The following is a 17,550-nucleotide window of genomic DNA, read 5'->3' as shown; positions in this document are numbered from 1 at the left end:
CGCTCCAGCGCCGCTCATGTGTCCGGCGCTACGCGCCGGATGCGGCGCTGGAGCGCCGCGGCCCGACCGTAGAGCATCGCTGCACGCCGTGCGGTCCATCGCACTTGCGAAGGAGCGGCGCCTTCAGCCACAATGATGCAAGCACCTTCCCCGCGCACTCTAGCTGAATCTTGAGGTCGATGGCCGACGACGTATTGCTGGGCGTCCTGATCGTTCTTCCCTTCGCCGGTAGCGTCCTCGCCGCGACGTTCCGTCCCAATGCACGCAACTCCGAAGCCTGGCTGGCAGGCGGCGTCGCGCTCGCGTGCCTGGTCCTGGCCATCGTCGCCTACCCGGCCATCGCCGAGCACGGCGCGATCCGCAGCAGCATCGACTGGGTCCCTTCGATCGGCCTGACCTTCTCGCTGCGCATGGACGGCCTGGCCGCGATGTTCGTCTTCCTGGTGAGCGGCATCGGGCTGCTCGTCGTCTTCTATGCCCGCTACTACATGTCGCCCGAGGATCCGGTCCCGCGGTTCTTCGCGTTCTTCCTCGCCTTCATGGGCAGCATGCAGGGCGTCGTGCTGTCGGGCGACCTGATCCTTCTCGTCTTCTTCTGGGAGCTGACCAGCATCTTCTCCTTCCTGCTGATCGGCTACTGGCACGGCAAGGCGAGCGCGCGCGACGGCGCGCGCATGGCGCTCACCGTCACCGGCATCGGCGGCCTCGCCCTGCTCGTCAGCGTCTTGCTGATCGGCCATATCGTCGGCAGCTACGACCTGGATCGCGTGCTGGCCTCCGGCGACGCCATCCGCTCGCACAGCCTCTATGTGCCGATGCTGGTGCTGCTCCTGCTCGGGGCGCTGACCAAGAGCGCCCAGTTCCCGTTCCACTTCTGGCTGCCGCATGCGATGGCGGCGCCGACCCCGGTGTCGGCCTACCTGCATTCGGCGACGATGGTGAAGGCCGGCGTCTTCCTGCTGGCACGCTTGTGGCCGGTGCTGTCCGGGACGCCGGAGTGGTTCTGGCTGGTCGGCCTCGCCGGCATGGCATCGCTGCTGCTCGGCGCCTTCCTCGCGATCTTCCAGCATGACCTCAAGGGCCTGCTGGCCTATTCGACGATCAGCCATCTCGGGCTGATCACCATGCTGCTCAGCCTCGGCAGCCCGCTGGGCGCCGTGGCCGCCATCTTCCACATGATGAACCATGCGACGTTCAAGGCGTCGCTGTTCATGGCGGCGGGCATCACCGATCACGAGGCCGGCACGCGCGACATGCGCAAGCTCGGCGGGCTTTTCCGTGCGATGCCGATCACCGGCACGCTGGCGATGGTGGCGAGCGCGGCCATGGCCGGGGTGCCCCTGCTGAACGGCTTCCTCTCGAAGGAGATGTTCTTCGCCCAGGCGATCGAGACGCATGTCGATTCGATCCTCGACGTGGCGCAGCCCTATGTCGCGGTGCTCGCGAGCGCCTTCGCCGTCACCTACTCGATACGCTTCATCCACTCTGTATATTTCGGCCGCAAGCCCGACGACCTGCCGCACGAGCCGCACGAGCCGCCGTTCTGGATGGGATTTCCCATCCTGTTCCTCGTGCTGGCCTGCCTGATCGTGGGCATCGTGCCGGGCCTGACGGTGGGCCCGGTCCTGCAGACCGCAGCCCAGTCCGTGCTGGGCCCGCGGACGCCGCAATACAGCCTCGCGATATGGCACGGCTTCAACCTGCCGCTGATCATGAGCGCGGCCGCCCTCGTCGTCGGCGCCCTGCTATACTTGGCGATGAGAAGCTACCTGCGGCGCTGCGAGGAGGGCCCGCCCCTGCTGCGCCGGTTGGACGGGCAGCGCCTCTTCGAGCGCGCCCTGGTCACGGTGTCGTGGAAATGGGCCCGGTTCCTCGAGGGCCTCGCCAGCACGCGGCGCCTGCAGCCGCAGCTGCTGCTGCTTCTCGCCGCCGCCCTGATCGCCGGCCTGCTGCCGCTCTATGCCGGCGGGCTTGGCCTCGGTCCGCTGCAGCTCAGCCCGGTCGAGCCGGCCCTGGTGCTCGTCTGGGTGACCGGCGGCGCCTGCGCGATCGGTGCGGCGCACCAGGCCAAGTATCACCGGCTGGTGGCGCTGCTGCTGCTCGGCGTCGCCGGAGTCGCGGTCTGCATCACCTTCGTCTGGTTCTCGGCCCCCGATCTCGCCCTTACCCAGCTCCTCGTCGAGGTCGTCACCACGGTCCTGCTCCTGCTTGGCCTGCGCTGGCAGCCCAAGCGTCTCGAGGAGGCGAACCCGGAGCCGGCCACGCTCAAGACGCGCCTGCGCCGCGAACGTGACCTTGCCGTCGCGGTCATCGTCGGCATCGGGCTGTCCGTGCTGGCCTTCGCCGCCATGACGCGCCCGCTGCCCGAGACGATCGCCAGCTATTTCCTCGAGCGGTCGTACACGGAAGGCGGCGGCCGCAATGTCGTGAACGTGATCCTGGTCGATTTCCGCGGCTTCGACACGCTGGGCGAGATCACGGTGCTGGCGGTGGTGGCGCTCACCGTCTTCGCCCTGCTGCGCCGCTTCAGGCCGGCCCCCGAGAGCATGGCGTCACCCGAGCAGCAACGCATCCAGGACGAGCTGGACGAAGCCGAGCCCGACCGCAAGCCCGGCGACACGGTCAGCGACTACCTCCTGGTGCCTTCCGTGACGATGCAATGGCTGTTTCCGGTCATCATCGTCATGGCCGCCTACCTGCTGCTGCGCGGCCACGACCTGCCGGGCGGGGGATTCGTCGCCGCGATCGCGATGGCCGCCGCCTTCATCCTGCAATACATGGCATCCGGCGCGCGATGGGTCGAGGACAGGCTGCGCGTCCTGCCGGTCCACTGGATGGGCCTGGGCCTCCTGCTGGCGGCCGGCACCGGGCTTGGCGCCTGGCTGTTCGGCTACCCGTTCCTGACGTCGCATTCGCAGTACGTGGACCTGCCGGTGGTCGGCAAGGTGCCGACGGCCACGGCCATGCTGTTCGATCTCGGCGTCTTCAGCGTCGTGATCGGCGCCGTGGTGCTGATGCTGATCGCGCTGGCGCATCAATCGATCCGCAAGCGCCGCGCCGAGCGCGCCAAGGCCGCCGCCGAGGAGGACGTGTGATGGAGGTGCTGCTCGCGATCGCCATCGGCACGCTGTGCGGATCCGGCGTATGGCTGCTGCTGCGGCCGCGGACCTACCAGGTCATCATCGGCCTTTCGCTCATCTCCTATGCCGTCAACCTGTTCATCTTCAGCATGGGCCGGCTGCGGTCCGATGCGCCGGCGGTGCTGACGGGGCAGACGGGCACCCTGGCCGACCACACCGACCCCGTCCCGCAAGCCCTGGTCCTGACCGCGATCGTCATCGGCTTCGCGACCACCGCCCTGTTCCTGGTCGTGCTGCTGGCCTCGCGCGGCCTGACCGGGACCGACCATGTCGACGGGCAGGAGCGGTGATGAGCGGCTGGATGCATCACCTGCTCATCGTGCCGATCGCGCTGCCGCTCGTCTCGGGCGCGCTGCTGATGGTGTATGACGAGCGGCGCCAGTTCCTGAAAGGCGTGATCAACCTGATCTCCGCCCTGACGACGCTCTATGTCGCGATCCGGCTCCTGCAATTCGCCGACACGTCGGCCACGGGCGTCTATCTGCTGGGCAACTGGCCGGCGCCGTTCGGCATCGTGCTGGTCGTCGACCGCCTGTCGGCGCTGATGCTGGTACTGACCGGCGTGCTGGCGTCGGCGGCGCTGATCTTCTCGCTCGCCCGCTGGCACAAGGCGGGCGCGCATTTCCATTCCCTGTTCCAGTTCCTGCTGATGGGGGTCAACGGCGCCTTCCTGACCGGCGACCTCTTCAACCTGTTCGTCTTCTTCGAGGTCATGCTGGCGGCCTCCTACGGCCTGGCGCTGCACGGATCGGGCGTGCAGCGCGTCAGCGCCGGCCTGCACTACATCGCCATCAACCTGGCCGCGTCCTTCCTGTTCCTGATCGGCGTCAGCCTGATCTACGGCGTGACGGGCACGTTGAACATGGCCGACCTCGCCGTGCGCATCCCGGCGACGGCCGGCGATGAGCGCCTGCTGCTCGAGGCCGGCGCCGCGATCCTGGGCATAGCCTTCCTGGTGAAGGCGGGGATGTGGCCCTTGAGCTTCTGGCTGCTGGGCGCCTATCCGGCCGCCGCCGCGCCCGTCGCCGCCAGCTTCGCGATCCTCAGCAAGGTCGGCGTCTATGTCCTGCTGCGGCTGTCGCCGCTGCTGTTCGGCGAGAAGGCCGGCGCGTCCGCCGGCTTCGGCAGCGTCGTGCTGCTGGTCGGCGGCATGGCCACCATCGCCTTCGGCATGATCGGCGTGCTCGCATCCCAGGCGATGGGCCGGATGGCAAGCTACAGCCTGCTGGTGTCCTCCGGGACGCTGCTCGCCGCCACGGGCCTGTCCGATGCCGGCGTCACGGGCGGGGCGCTGTTCTACCTCGTCAGCTCGACACTGACCATCAGCGCCTTCTTCCTGCTGATCGAGCTGGTCGAGCGCGGACAGAGTCCGGCCGCCAACATCATCGCGGTCACGGCGGAGGCGTTCGGCGACGAGGAAGAGGAAAAGGAGAAGCCGGACGACGGGTCCGGTTCGGCCTTCCCGGGCACGTTCGCCATCCTCGGCGTCTGCTTCGCCGGCTGCGCCTTGCTGCTGTCCGGACTGCCGCCCTTGTCGGGCTTCATCGCCAAGCTGTCCATGCTCGTGGCCGTCCTCGCGCCGCCCGGACCGGGCGTCGCGGCCGGCATACCGCTCGCCGGCTGGATATTCACGGCGCTGCTGATCCTCTCCGGCCTGGCGGCGCTGCTGGCCATGTCGCGGATCGGCATCCGCATGTTCTGGGCGCCGGTCGATGCCAGCGTGCCGCGCGTGCTTGTGGTCGAGATCGTTCCGGTTATCCTGCTGCTGTCCCTCACGATCGCGCTGGCGGTGCAAGGGGGCCCGGCGATGCGCTACATGCAGGAGACGGCGCGCGCGGTGCACGCGCCCGTGCAGTATGTGCACGATGTCCTGTCGGCGCCGCGTGCGCGGCGGGCCCCGGCGCGGGAGGCTGCCCGGTGAGCCGCGTGCTGCCCTACCCCCTGCTGACGGCATCGCTGCTGGCGATGTGGCTGCTGCTCAACGGGACGTCGGTCGGCCAGCTCCTGCTGGGCACCGCGATCGCGCTGGCAGCGTCGCGCCTGATGGTGGCGTTGCAGCCGTCGAAGCCGAGGCTGAAAGGCTGGTACCTGCTGCCCAAGCTGGTCGCGATCGTGGTCGCCGACATATGGCGCTCCAATATCGCCGTCGCCCGGCTGATCCTGCGCCGCGACCAGAGCCGGCGCATGTCGGGCTTCATCGTCGTGCCGCTCGACCTGCGCGATCCGACCGGCCTGGCGATCCTGGCCTGCATCGTGACCAGCACGCCGGGGACCGCCTGGGTGGAGTACAGCTCGACCGAGAGCAAGCTGCTGCTCCACGTGTTCGACCTTGTCGACGAAGCGTACTGGATCGACCTGATCAAGAGCCGTTACGAACGGCTGCTGCTGGATATCCTGACATGAGCGCATCAATCCTGTTCTGGTCGCTGCTGATCGCACAGATCCTGCTCGGCATCGCCATCGCCATCACAGCCTACCGCATCATGCGCGGACCCAGGGCGCAGGACAGGATCCTGTCCCTGGATGCGCTCTATGTGAACGTCATGCTCCTGCTGCTCGTCTTCGGCATCAAGACCGAGAGCACGCTCTATTTCGAGGCCGCGCTGGTGATCGCCCTGCTCGGCTTCGTGGCCACCGTGGCCCTGGCCAAGTTCCTCATGCGCGGCGAGGTGATCGAATGACCATGGACCTTCCCGTATGGGCAGCCCTGCTGACGGGCTTCCTCGTGCTGCTGGGCGCCGGCCTCACGCTGATCGGCACCATCGGCCTGCTGCGCCTGCCGAGCTTCTACGAGCGCATGCACGCGCCGACGCTGGGATCGACATGGGGAACCGCCGGCATCCTGCTCGGCTCGATCGTCTTCTTCTCCGTGATGCAATCGCGGCCGATCCTGCACGAGGTGCTCATTGCCGCCTTCGTGACCGCGACGACGCCGGTCACGCTGATGCTGCTGGCGCGGGCGGCGCTCTACCGCGACCGCACGGAAGGCAGCACCGCGGTTCCGCGCCGCTTCTCATCGCACCAGGAAGACGCGGGTTGAAGGAGACCGGAAGATGACGGATGCGACCCCACATGCGCCGCGGAGAATTCTCCTCGCCACCGACTTCGGCGCCCGCTGCGACCGGGCGCTCGATCGCGCCGCCCTGCTGGCTGCGGGCTGGGACGCCGAGCTGATCGTGCTGCATGTCCTCGAAGAGGAGCGCGCCATCTCGCGCGGGCCCGGGCCGCTCCCCTCCTGGCGGCGCCCGGTTGATCCACAGCGGGTCGCCGAGCGCCAGCTGCGTGCCGATCTCGCGGACCTGCCCCGGCAGACCACCGTGGTGGTCGAGAGCGGTGTTCCCGACGAAGTCATCGCCGGCGTCGCGCAGAGTCATGGCTGCGACCTCATCGTCGTCGGCCTGGCGCGCGACGAGCCGCTGGGCCGCTTCAGCCTGGGTGGCACGGTCAACGGTTTGCTGCGCCAATCGACTGTCCCGGTCCTCATCGTCAAGAGCCGCGCCCGCGCGCCCTACCAGGACATCGTGGTCGCGGTGGACTTCTCGGACTCCTCGCGTCACGCGCTGGAGACGGCCACGCGACTGTTCGAGGATCGCGAGCTGACGGCCCTGCACGCCTACAGCACGCCCCTGGAGGGACTGGCGACCGATCCGGCCACCTATCGGCGCGACTACCGCAACGTCGCCGTCGCCGACTACGAGGCATTCATGCAAGGGGCCCGGCTGCCCGCCGGACGAACGCCCCGGCCGCTGATCGAATGGGGCACGCCGGCGCACCTGCTGCGCGACTATGCCGAGCACCGCAACACCGACTTGGTGGTGCTGGGCACGCACGGCCGCAGCGCCGTCTTCGACCTCCTGCTGGGCAGCGTCGCACGGGAGATCCTCGCGCAGGTTCCCTGCGACGCCCTCGTCGTGCGGCGCCCCTGACCGCAGCCGGCTGAGGTCACTCGGCGCGCTTCAGGGTGCCCATGCCCCAGTCGTCCAGCGCCTCGATGGTCACCGCCGACGCCTTGCCGTCGGGGCCGATCGCAAAACGCACGGCCGACGGCAGATCGGGAAGCTCGGGGGACGCGAAGCACAGGAACAGGTCCCGATCGAAGTGCTTCAGGACATAGGTGTGCGCGCCGCCGGGACCGACCGAGACAGTGAGGACGCCGTTGCTGTCGGCAACGACGGCATCGCCCACGAAGGCATTGGCGTAGCGCCCGGTGTAGGCGGCGAGCGCCATGGCCGGCGTGGGCGGCTTCGGCGGCGTGCCGTACGCGGCCTTCGCCGCCGCGACCGCAGGGCCGAAGAGTCCGGCGTAGGCGTCGTCCCAGGGCTTCATCCAGTCCTTCTCCAGCTTCCCGTCGAAGGCGAGATCGGCGAAGCTGTCCGACAGGCCCTCGGGGACGCCGGTGGGAAAGGCGTTGGCCAGCACCAGGATGGCGAGATTGGCCTTCGGATAGAACGTGACCACGCTGCGCCCGCCGACGCTGAACGCGCCGGCATGGCCCCAGGCCAGGCCATGGCGGCCGAACTCGACGTTCCATCCCATGCCATAGAACGAGGCGCCGCCGGTGACCGGGTTGGTGCCGCGCGCCGTCAGCGGCGCATGGGCTACGGCCAGCGCGTCAGCGGCGATGAGCCGCTTGCCGTCGTGCTGCCCGCCCGCGAGCACCAGACGCATCCACTGCGCCAGGTCGCGGGCGCTGGCGCTGACCCCGCCGGCCGGCGCCTGCACGTCGGGATTGCGCTTGATGCGCGCGGCCCAGGCGCCGTCGAGCCTGATGTGCAGCTCGGCACGGTTGGCGCGAGCGACGAAATCGGCGTGGCGCGCGCTTGTCGATGTCATGCCCAAGGGCGCGAACAGCTTCTCCTCGGCCACGACCTCCCACGGCTTGCCCGTCGGCCGGGCGGCGGCGACGGCGCCCTCGGTCAGCCCGGCGTTGCTGTAGGAGTAGCCGGCACGGAAGCTCGACAGCGGCGGCACGAGCCGCAGGCGCCGCAGCACCGCCGCGCGGTCGTAGCCGATGCCCTCCAGATCGTCCCCGGCCGTGCCCGGCAGGCCGCTGCGATGGGCGAAGAGGTCCCGCACCGTGAGCTGCGCGGTGGGATAGGCGTCGTGCAGCCGGAACGCGGGGTCGAGATCGGCGATGCGCGACTCCCAGCGCACCACGCGCTCGCCGACCAGGGCCGCCACCACGGTCGCGGAGACGGGCTTGGAGAGGGAGGCGATCTGGAACACCGTGTCGGCATCGACCGGCTCAGGCTTGGCGGCGTCGCGGCGGCCGAAGCCCTTGAGGTAGACGACCGCATCGTCATGCACGACGACGATGGCAAGGCCGGGCACGCCGCCCGAGTCGACCGCCTTGCGGGCCATGGCATCGAGCGCCGGCAGAGCGGCGGCGACCTTGTCGCGCGACAGCGTCTGCGCGTGCGTGGCCATCGGCAGTGCCGCAAGCGCAAGCCACAGGATCGCGCCCAACGAAACCTGTCCCGAGCCGGCCATCTCCCCCTCCTCCTGCTTCGGACAGAGCCGGATTGTTACGCAGATTCGCGGCTTGCGGTACAGGCAAGTTGGTCATCGAAAGGTTGCGATCTGAATATCTGCCGCGTTCGCCCGACTCAGGCGCGAGCCTCACCATGCCAGCAGTGAGAGGTCCGGAATGTCCGCGTAGTCGGCTGCATTCATGGTCACGAGCGTGGCACGGTGGACAATCGCCTGGGCCGCGATCATACGGTCCAGCAATTTTCGGCGTGAATAGCCAGCATTTGCCACGATGGAACCGTATGCGGCGGCTGCCGCGTCATCGAACGCGATGGCGGGTACCGCGGCCAAGATCGCATCCAGCCGCGCCCGCCTGATCCGGGCGTGAACAGGCTCTCGATGCACCCCGCCTTCGAGCTCCACCCGCGTGACGATCGACATCAGCACCGCACCATCCAGGGTAGCCACCTTATCGACCACCACGCGGTCGCCGTCGCGCAGATGGATGGCAACGTCGGTGTCGAGCAGGAATGCCATGGATCAGAGACCCGGCCGCTCCGGCAGTTCCTCCTCGTCCCGCTGCTCGATGGTCGGCGGCACCGGCAAGGCGCGCAAGCGCTCGACCATCGCGGATATCGACGTGGTCGCCGGATAGATCGTCATCACGTCGCCAGACCGGACGATCACAAGCTCCACGTTTTCGCCAAAGGCAACTTCTCGCGGCAACCGCAGCGCCTCGCTGTTTCCGCTTCTGAATGTCCGGGTTCGCACGATACCCATGACCAGCCTCATAGTATATACTCGTATATACTATGGTCGGGGCCAGAATGCAAACACCGCCCATTTCCTGGCCGGCGAGAACGCCCGCCGGCCTGCGGTCTGGCGCTACCAGCGGAAGCGGAAGCCGGCGGTGCCCTTGACGGCGTAGCTGTCGCCGAAATCGGCCAGGCTGGTGGCGATGGAGGCTTCGCCGTACAGCGCGTACTTGCCGTTGGCCCAGTCGAGCGTGCCGCCGGCGCCGAGGCTGCCCCACAGCCGCTGCTGGCGGCTCACGAAGCGCGTGCCCGCCACGTCCGCTGTGGTCCCGTCCAGGAATTCATAGTGCAGGTTGGCGATGCCGTAGAGCTTGGCCCGGCCCGCCTGCCCGGCGGGATCGCTCCAGGCGCTCTGATAATCCAGCGCCACGCCGACGCGGCCATGCAGGCTGTCGCCATCGTCCAGCGACACCCGCGCCCCGTACGGGTCGGTGAAGCGCTCGGCGCTGACGCGCGAATACACCAGCTGCGCCTGCGGCGTCAGCGACCAGGACGGCGCCAGCGCCAGCCGGTGGCCGCCCTCCAGCCCGAAGGCATAGCCGAACGCGCCATTGTCCTTGGCGAGGTTGCGGCTGGCGGTGCGCGAGGTGAGGTCGCTGTCGTACCACGTCAGCTGCGCCTGGCCGTCGAGGTACACTCCGTCGGCACCGTGCCATGTCAGCGTGCCGGCGACGCCATAGGCATCGGTGCTGATGCGGCCCTTGCCGTAGGTCGAGCCGACATCGGTGGCGCTGGTGGCGTAATGCACCGTGAAGCCGCCGATCAACGACCCCGAGGTCCCGTCGTGCAGCACGGTGTCGAAGCCCGCCTGCAGGCGCCACGTCGTGGCGTTGAAGTGCGTGCCGCTGGTCGAGACGCCGGGATCGATGCTGCTGTAGCCGGCGTCGATGCGCCCCCAGATGCCGGCGCCCGTCCGGGCGCCGTCGCTGCCCGGCATCCAGGTGCGGTTGCCGACCCGCTGCTCCAGCGTGCCCAGCCCGTTCAGCCCCAGCAGCGCCTGGCCATAGGCCTCGTACACCGGCACGCCCGCCTGGTAGAGCGGTGTCGGCGGGTCCGCCGGCCTGACGGGGTTCAGCAGCGCCGAGCGCAGATACCAGTCGCTGTCGTCGGGCGTGCCCAGGCCGTTCTTCTGCAGGGCGTAGCCATAGGCCCCGGCCACCACCACCGGCGCGCCGTTCAGCACGTAGTCGCCCTGCAGCGCGAAGGTGCCGTCGGAGGCCCCGGCCACGTCGATGACCTTGATGCCTTCCACCGTCTGCGCGCCGGCGCCGCCCACATTGATGACCCGCACCGTGGTCGTGCCGGCGGTGCTGCCGGTGACGACCAGGCGGTCCGACGGCGAGCCGTCGCCGCCGAGCTGCGCCTCGATCTCGAGCACGCCGCCGCTGCCGACATGGTTGCCGACGATGGTCAGCGCGCCGATCGAGTTGCCCGGCGCGATCGTGCCGCCGGCGAAGCTCGTGGTCGTGCCCACGGTGCCGATGCCCTGCAGGCGGCCGCCGACGACATCGACCGTGCCGCCCAGCGTGCCGTTCACCGACAGGGTTCCGGCCGACACGGTCGTGCGGCCCGCGAAGGCCGCGCTGTCACCGGTCAGGACAGTCATGCCCGAACCGATCTGATGGACCGCGCCACCACCCGATATGACGCCGGCGAAGGTCAGCGTATCGGCGCGGTTGAACACCAGCGCGCCGTCGGTCGCCACGTTGCCGACGATGCTGCCCGACGTTCCGCCCACGCCCAGCTGCAGCGTCGCGCCGGCTGCGATCGCGGTCGGGCCGGTGTACGTGTTGTTGCCCGACAGCACCTCGGTGCCGCCGGCCAGCACCAGCCCGCCCGTTCCCTGGATGACCCCGGCGAAGCTATCGGCGGCGGCGGTCAAGGTCAGGGTCTGCGCGCCGAGATCGACGCGGCCGGCTCCCGACAGCGAACGCACAGAGGCTCCGTCGGTGGTACCCGATATGTCGAGAACCCCATCGGCCCTGACGCCCCTTGACTGTGCGATCGACCCGCTGCCCGCCAGGGCCAGGGTGCCCTGTCCGATCGTCGTGGCGCCCGTATAGGTGTTGGCGCCCGTGAGGATCATGACGCCAGCCCCGCGCTGCGCCACGGCGCCGGTGCCGGAAATCACGCCATTGAATACGACCGTGTCCGACCGGTTGAAGGCCAGCGCGCCGTTGTTGGCAACGTCGCCGACGATGCTGCCGGTGGCGCCGCCATTGCCGAGCTGCAGCGTGCCGGCGCTGATCGTCGTTCCGCCCGTGTAGGTGCTGGTGCCCGTCAGCACCGTCGTGCCTGTCCCGCGCTGCTCGACCGCGCCGATGCCCGAAATGGCACCATCGAACGCCAGCATGTCCGATCGGTTGAACACCAGCGTGCTCCTGTTGGCGACATCGCCGACGATGCTGCCGGTGGCGCCGCCATCGCCGAGCTGCAGCGTGCCGGCGCTGATCGTCGTGCCGCCGGTGTAGGTGCTGGTGCCTGTCAACACCGCCGTGCCGGTCCCGCGCTGCTCGACCACGCCGGAACCGGAGATCGCGCCATCGAGCGTCAGCGCGTTCGACCGGACGAGCACCAGGGCGCCGCTGTTGGCGACGTCGCCGACGATGCTGCCGGACGTGCCGCCGTCGCCCAGCTGTAGCGTGCCTGAGCTGATCGTGGTGCCGCCGGCGTAGGTGTTCGCGGCCGTCAGGACCAGCGTGCCCTCGCCTGTCTTGGTCAGGCCGCCATCGCCGCTGATCGGGCCGGCCGCGGTCAACGTCGTGCCTGCCGCGGTCTCGATCGTGCCGCCGGCCGCCGCGAGGCTCACGCCGCGGCTCATGGCAGTGTCGGCCGTGAGGCGCAACGTGCCGCCGTTGAAGGTGAGGAGGCCGGCCGCATCGCCGAGGCTGCCATCCGCCGAAATCGACAGCACGCCGCCGGACAGCGTCCACGGCGTCAGCCCCGCGTTCGTGCCCGTCAGCGTCCAGGTGCCCTCGCCGGTCTTCTCGAAGATGCCAAAGCCGCGGTATGTCGCGGCGTCGCCGATCGCGGCGACATCGAAGCTGCCATCAGTGGCACCGCCCAGGACAAGGCGGTCGGCGCTGCTGAACGCCTGGACGTTGCCGGTGATGACCGATGTCGACCAGATCTCCAGCGCGTTGGTGCCGCCGGTAAAGGTGATCGCGTTGGCACGCAGGCGCGCCGCAGCCGTGCCGCCGGCGAGCGCGCCGGTGATCGTGCCGGCGTTGACGACCGATATGTTGGCGCCCTTGATGGCTTCGGCGCCGTTGCCAACCCTTGCGGCCATGAGAGCCGTGCCGCCGACGCCACCGCTGATCGTGCCGCCTGCCAGGTTGGTGATCGAGCCGCCCTGCAGCACAAGCACGCCGGCGCCCCCGCCGCCGCCGCCATTGAGCGTCGCCCTTCCCCCGGCGCCGCCGACGATGGTGCCGCCATTGACGACGGTGCCGCTCGCCGTCAGCACGATAGCGGCGGCACCGCCGCCGCCGCCCGAGTTCGCGCTTCGGCCGCCCGCCCCGCCTGTGACCGTGCCGCCGGCCTGAACCGTGACGTTCCTGCTGGAGAAGATGCCGACACCACCGCCGCCACCGCCACCGGCGGCGACGGCCGTGGTGGCACCGCCGCCACCGGTGCCGCCCGTCACCGTACCTCCGCTCGCGACAGTGACGTCAGCGGTTGCGCCGATGCCGACACCGCCACCGCCTTGTCCGCCGGGGCCGACATAGCCGACCTTGCCCGTCGACCCCTGCTCCGCAGGACCAAGGCCACCGGTGCCGCCGACAATGGATGTCGTCACCGTCGTGGCGGCCGTCACCGCCTGCCCCATGGCGCCGGTCGCGCCATAGTAGGGCGCCTTGACGCCATTGACGGCAGCGCCGTAGGAGCCGCCATGGGCACCGAAGCCGGTCTCCAGATTGACGCCGCCGCCACCGCCTGCAGAGCCCTGGGAGGTTGTGCCCGCCGAGCCATCCTTGCCGATCGCGCTCTCCTCCGATCCGTCGACCCCGCCGGCGCCGCCTGGTCCTGCACCGGCGATCGGCTGGAGGGCGCCGCTGCCGCCGTCGGCCGACGCGACGCAAGGCGCAAGAGCAACAGCCGCCATCAGGCCGGTGACGGAAGCTGCTCTCAGCAACGCCAAGCCCGAGACGCTCGCAAGCAAGCCGCCATGACGCAAACGCTTCAAAACCCCACCCCTTCTCGTTCACTCATCTGCCGGGACCGGCGAGCATCCCCACCCGTCCGATCTCCGTTCTTCGCCCTGCTCACCCAAGTAGTGGGAGCGCTCTAAAATAAGCCACGCATCGGCGCGCCTCAGCGTGCACCTGCCCATCTTGGGCAGGCCGGCCGCCAGATCTCAGTCATCAGGCGGCAACACAGCGAAAATTTCATTCTCGATGCATTCGTTGATCATCCGCACGGTCTGCTCGAAGATCTCGAAGATCGCCCGCACGAAGGGGGCGGATTGCAGCGCGCCGGGCTGCAGGACGTAGTCGCCGGAATCGCGCCGCGCCACGACCCCCATCTCGATCAGCCGCTTGATCTTGCGCCGCACGGTCTCGCGCGGCAGCCCGGTCGCGGCCGCGATCGACATCGCGTTGGTGCCGCGCTGCCCGTCCAGCCCGAGCACCACGTCGATGCTGGCGAAGCGCAGCCTGAAGTCCGGGTCCCTGATCTTGTGCTCGATGCCGGCAAGGCCGATGACGCCGGTGATGATCATGAGATCCATGTCGCGCTCAAACAGCTCCGCCTTCAGCAGGCAGACGCGCTGGAAGTACCGTACGTAGGCAAGCACGAAAAGGCGCGACGTGGCCTCGGGGGCCGGACCGATGATACGGGGATGCTTGCCCTTCGCTGAGCTTGACACTGCACGCTACCCACTGAACGCCACGTTCAAAGGGAGCGACTTTATTCACAACGCCTTCGCAAGTCACGTTCTCGACCGGTTGCTGCGGCCGGAACCAGGACTGTCATCCCGAGCGCAGCGAGGGATCTCCCGCGAGTAGCGCATGGTGCGTCTTGCCGCAGGAGATCCCTCGCTGCGCTCGGGATTGACAGGGTATGGGTCGTTCACGATCCCGACGCCGCCTCGGGCCAATAAGACGAGTCCGACGTCGGCCGCGGGCCGAACACAGCCTGGCCGACGCGCACGATCGTGGCCCCCTCCTCGATCGCGATCTCGTAGTCGCCGGACATGCCCATCGACAGGTCTGCCAGCCGCTCGCCCTGCGGCGCCTCCTGCAAGGCTCGGGCGCGGATGGCGTGCAGGACGCGAAAGCAGCGGCGGATCTCGTCGGTGTCGGCCGTGAAGCGCGCCAGCGTCATGAAGCCGTACGGGCGCAGCGAAGCGAACGCGGTCAGCGCCTGCAAGAACGGCATGACCTCGTCGGGCGCCAGGCCGTACTTGCTCGCCTCACCCGACGTGTTGACCTGCACCAGAACGTCGAGCCCGCGCCCGAGATGCTGCAGGCGCTTCTCCAGCGTGGCCGCCAGCGGCAGGCGGTCAAGCGACTGCACCTCATGGGCGAAGCGCAGCACGTCCTTCACCTTGTTGGTCTGCAGGTGCCCGATCATGCTCCAGCGGATCGACGCATCTGCCAGCGCCTCGGCCTTCGCCCGCCCCTCCTGCACCTTGTTCTCGCCCAGCACGCGCTGGCCGGCATCGAGCGCCAGGCGCACGCGCTCGGGCGGGACCGTCTTGGCCACCAGCACCAGCCGCACCGCGTCGGCGGGACGGCCCGAGCGGACCGCGGCGGCGCCGATGCGGGCGCGCACGGTCTCGAGATTGCGCGCGACGTCACTCATCACCCAGCTCCTGCAGCCATTGTCCGAACATGGCGCGGCCGGCGTCGCTCAGCGCGGCACCAAAGCGCCCGGCATCGCGGCGCAACGCACGCGGGTCGATGCCGGCGGCGGCGAGCTCGGCGGCATGGCCCACCAGCCAGCGCTCGAGCGCCGGCCCGCAATCGGCCTCGGGATGGAACTGCAGCGCCATGATGCGGGAGCCGATCGCGAACGCCTGGTTGGCGCAGGCGGCGCTCGCCGCCAGATGGTCGGCGCCGTCCGGGATGGCGAAGGCATCGCCGTGCCAGTGCAGCACCGGCGTGCCGGCAAGGTGCCGCAACGGCCCGCGCTGGCCGGCCGGCGTCAAGGCAAGCTCAGAGAAGCCGATCTCCTTGATGCCGGTCGGCGCCACGGCGGCGCCCAGCGCGCGGGCCATGAGCTGTGCGCCCAGGCAGATGCCGAAGGTGGCGCGCCCCGCCGCCAGGCGCCGCGCCAGCAGGTCGATCTCGTCGGCCAGGAACGGATAGGTGTCGGTCTCGTAGACGCCCACCGGGCCGCCGAGCACGAGCAGCAGGTCGGCTTCGCACGGATCGAGCGCGCGCAGATCGTGCAAGTCGATATCGTGATAGCGGACCGTGTAGCTGGCATCGGCCAGGGTGGACGCGAACGTCCCCAGATCCTCGAAATGAACATGCCTGATGGCGAGCGCGGTCCGCCGCATGCGCGTCCTCTTCTGCCGCGTCGGCGCCATGCCGACTTGCCGGCATCCGCGATATCCGTTATCCGGCCCAGCCGTAGGAGCCGGATTCAAGAATTCGGATAGGCCGGATGGTCAAAGGAAGCCGCGCCACGATCGAGCTGATCGAGATCCCGGGCCAGCCTGTCTTCATCAGGCTGGCGACGGCGATCACGCGCGATATCGAGCGCGGCCGGCTGAAGCCCGGCGACGCGCTGCCGGGCACGCGCGCCCTGGCGAAGGTCCTGAGGATCCACCGCAACACGGTCGATGCCGCCTACCACGAGCTCACGATGCAGGGCTGGCTGGTGGCCGAGGCGTCGCGCGGCACCTTCGTCGCACGCGACCTGCCGGTGCTCGCCACCGCAGCCGCGAGCCTGCCGCCCGCCGTGCGGCAGGCGGCAGCGAGGACGGGCACACCACCGCCGCTGCTGCGCTTCTCGGACGGCGTGCCCGATCCACGGCTGCTGCCGCATGCCGAGCTCGCCCGCGCCTTCCGTCGGTCGCTGTCGACGCCGGCATTCCTGGCCAGCGACGGCAGCGACGATCCGCTGGGCAGCACCGCCCTGCGGGCGGCGCTGGCCGGCTACCTGTCGCAGGAGCGCGGCCTTGCGCTCTGTGAGGACGACATCATCGTGACGCGCGGCAGCCAGATGGCGCTGTTCCTCGCCGCCTCGGCCATCCTCGCGCCGGGCCAGGCGATCGCGGTTGAGGAGCCGGGCTATCCGTTGGCGTGGCGGGCCTTCCGCGCCGCCGGCGCGCGCGTGATCGGCGTGCCGGTCGGCGCGCACGGCCTCGATGTCGAGCGCCTGGCGGCCGTGCTGGCGCACGAGCCGGCGTTGAAGGCGGTCTACGTGACACCGCACCACCACTATCCGACCACGGTGACCCTGGGCGCCGGCCACCGCCTCAAGCTGATCGAGCTGGCGCACCGCCATGGGCTTGCGATCATCGAGGACGACTACGACCACGAGTATCGCTTCGAGGGCCGGCCCGTGCTGCCGCTGGCGGCCCGCGCCGCAGCGGCGACATCCGTCGTCTTCGTGGGCTCGCTGTCGAAGCTGCTCGCGCCGGGCATCCGGTTGGGCTACGCCGTCGCCCAGGCCGGCGTGCTGCAGCGGATGGCGGCGCGGCGCGAGGCCATCGACCGCCAGGGCGACCTGCCGCTGGAGCAGGCCGTCGCGGCGCTGCTGCGCGACGGCGAGCTGGGCCGCCACGCCCGCAAGGCCCGGCGCATCTATCATGCGCGCCGCGATCACCTCGCGGCCGAGCTGCGGCGGCATCTCGCGGCCGAGCTGGCGTTCGACGTTCCGGCCGGCGGCCTGGCGATCTGGGCCCGCGCTCGCGGTGGCATCGACGCCGCTGCCTGGAGCACGGCCGCCCGGCGCGCCGGCCTGGAGGTGCGGCCCGGCGCGGCCTTCTGCCTCGACGAGAGCGCCGCGCCGCAGGCCTTCCGCCTCGGCTTCGCCAACCTGAACGAGCCGGAGATCAGCCGGGCGGTGAAGATGCTGAAGCGCACCCGGCCGGCAGCGGCCAGGTGAGGTACCTTTCGGTCGGGCCGCGGCGCTCCAGCGCCGCATCATGATCATGAGCCATGAGCGGCGCT

The 17,550-nt window shown here is 69.7% G+C and carries 15 protein-coding genes; 8 read left to right on the top strand and 7 right to left on the bottom strand.

The features are described from left to right. Window positions 1-179: 179 nt before the first annotated feature. From FHP25_RS39545 to FHP25_RS39515, 7 genes are read left to right on the top strand one after another with little or no spacing between them, the layout of a single operon-like run. Window positions 180-3,095, top strand: a complete 2,916-nt coding sequence (locus FHP25_RS39545; RefSeq protein WP_147852517.1) for a monovalent cation/H+ antiporter subunit A — start codon at window positions 180-182, stop codon at window positions 3,093-3,095. Further along, window positions 3,095-3,430, top strand: coding sequence for a Na+/H+ antiporter subunit C (locus FHP25_RS39540; RefSeq protein ID WP_147852516.1), 336 nt, complete (start codon window positions 3,095-3,097; stop codon window positions 3,428-3,430). Before FHP25_RS39545 ends, FHP25_RS39540 begins: the two co-directional genes overlap by 1 nt. Then, complete coding sequence (locus FHP25_RS39535) at window positions 3,430-5,061, top strand: monovalent cation/H+ antiporter subunit D (RefSeq protein ID WP_147852515.1); 1,632 nt, start codon at window positions 3,430-3,432, stop codon at window positions 5,059-5,061. Before FHP25_RS39540 ends, FHP25_RS39535 begins: the two co-directional genes overlap by 1 nt. Then, the gene (locus FHP25_RS39530; protein ID WP_147852514.1) at window positions 5,058-5,543 is read left to right on the top strand and encodes a Na+/H+ antiporter subunit E; all 486 of its coding nucleotides are present in this window, start codon (window positions 5,058-5,060) and stop codon (window positions 5,541-5,543) included. Before FHP25_RS39535 ends, FHP25_RS39530 begins: the two co-directional genes overlap by 4 nt. Beyond that, a complete protein-coding gene (locus FHP25_RS39525) occupies window positions 5,540-5,821 on the top strand; it encodes a K+/H+ antiporter subunit F (RefSeq protein WP_147852513.1) in 282 nt (93 codons plus the stop codon). Before FHP25_RS39530 ends, FHP25_RS39525 begins: the two co-directional genes overlap by 4 nt. Further along, a complete protein-coding gene (gene mnhG, locus FHP25_RS39520) occupies window positions 5,818-6,180 on the top strand; it encodes a monovalent cation/H(+) antiporter subunit G (RefSeq protein ID WP_147852512.1) in 363 nt (120 codons plus the stop codon). The genes FHP25_RS39525 and mnhG overlap by 4 nt, the downstream gene beginning before the upstream one ends. 13 nt (window positions 6,181-6,193) lie before the next feature. Then, window positions 6,194-7,066: a universal stress protein gene (locus FHP25_RS39515; RefSeq protein WP_147852511.1), complete on the top strand. Its 873-nt coding sequence runs from the start codon at window positions 6,194-6,196 to the stop codon at window positions 7,064-7,066. 16 nt (window positions 7,067-7,082) lie between these two features. Here FHP25_RS39515 and FHP25_RS39510 read toward each other — a convergent pair whose 3' ends face one another. From FHP25_RS39510 to FHP25_RS39480, 7 genes are all read right to left on the bottom strand, one after another. Next, on the bottom strand, window positions 7,083-8,567 hold the full coding sequence (locus FHP25_RS39510) for a serine hydrolase (protein WP_231712641.1): 1,485 nt from the start codon (window positions 8,565-8,567) through the stop codon (window positions 7,083-7,085). 192 nt (window positions 8,568-8,759) lie between these two features. Next, window positions 8,760-9,146: a PIN domain-containing protein gene (locus FHP25_RS39505; RefSeq protein WP_147852509.1), complete on the bottom strand. Its 387-nt coding sequence runs from the start codon at window positions 9,144-9,146 to the stop codon at window positions 8,760-8,762. Window positions 9,147-9,149: 3 nt separating this feature from the next. After that, window positions 9,150-9,389, bottom strand: coding sequence for an antitoxin (locus FHP25_RS39500; RefSeq protein WP_147852508.1), 240 nt, complete (start codon window positions 9,387-9,389; stop codon window positions 9,150-9,152). 105 nt (window positions 9,390-9,494) lie between these two features. Continuing rightward, entirely contained in the window at window positions 9,495-13,565 is a 4,071-nt protein-coding gene (locus FHP25_RS39495) for an autotransporter outer membrane beta-barrel domain-containing protein (protein ID WP_178134128.1), read from the bottom strand. A 216-nt stretch (window positions 13,566-13,781) separates the two neighbouring features. Beyond that, window positions 13,782-14,291, bottom strand: a complete 510-nt coding sequence (locus tag FHP25_RS41670) for a helix-turn-helix domain-containing protein (protein ID WP_218578981.1) — start codon at window positions 14,289-14,291, stop codon at window positions 13,782-13,784. Between the two features lie 203 nt (window positions 14,292-14,494). Further along, window positions 14,495-15,229 (bottom strand): YggS family pyridoxal phosphate-dependent enzyme, encoded by a 735-nt coding sequence (locus tag FHP25_RS39485; RefSeq protein WP_147852506.1) that lies wholly within the window; start codon window positions 15,227-15,229, stop codon window positions 14,495-14,497. Beyond that, the gene (locus tag FHP25_RS39480) at window positions 15,222-15,929 is read right to left on the bottom strand and encodes a glutamine amidotransferase (RefSeq protein WP_147852505.1); all 708 of its coding nucleotides are present in this window, start codon (window positions 15,927-15,929) and stop codon (window positions 15,222-15,224) included. The genes FHP25_RS39485 and FHP25_RS39480 overlap by 8 nt, the downstream gene beginning before the upstream one ends. Before the next feature lie 107 nt (window positions 15,930-16,036). Here FHP25_RS39480 and pdxR point away from each other — a divergent pair, with 107 nt between their 5' ends. Beyond that, entirely contained in the window at window positions 16,037-17,485 is a 1,449-nt protein-coding gene (gene pdxR / locus FHP25_RS39475) for a MocR-like pyridoxine biosynthesis transcription factor PdxR (protein ID WP_147852504.1), read from the top strand. Window positions 17,486-17,550: the final 65 nt, after the last annotated feature.

The organism is Vineibacter terrae (assembly GCF_008039615.1).
Taxonomy (GTDB): domain Bacteria; phylum Pseudomonadota; class Alphaproteobacteria; order Reyranellales; family Reyranellaceae; genus Vineibacter; species Vineibacter terrae.
This window is presented reverse-complemented; position numbering and strand designations above follow the sequence as displayed.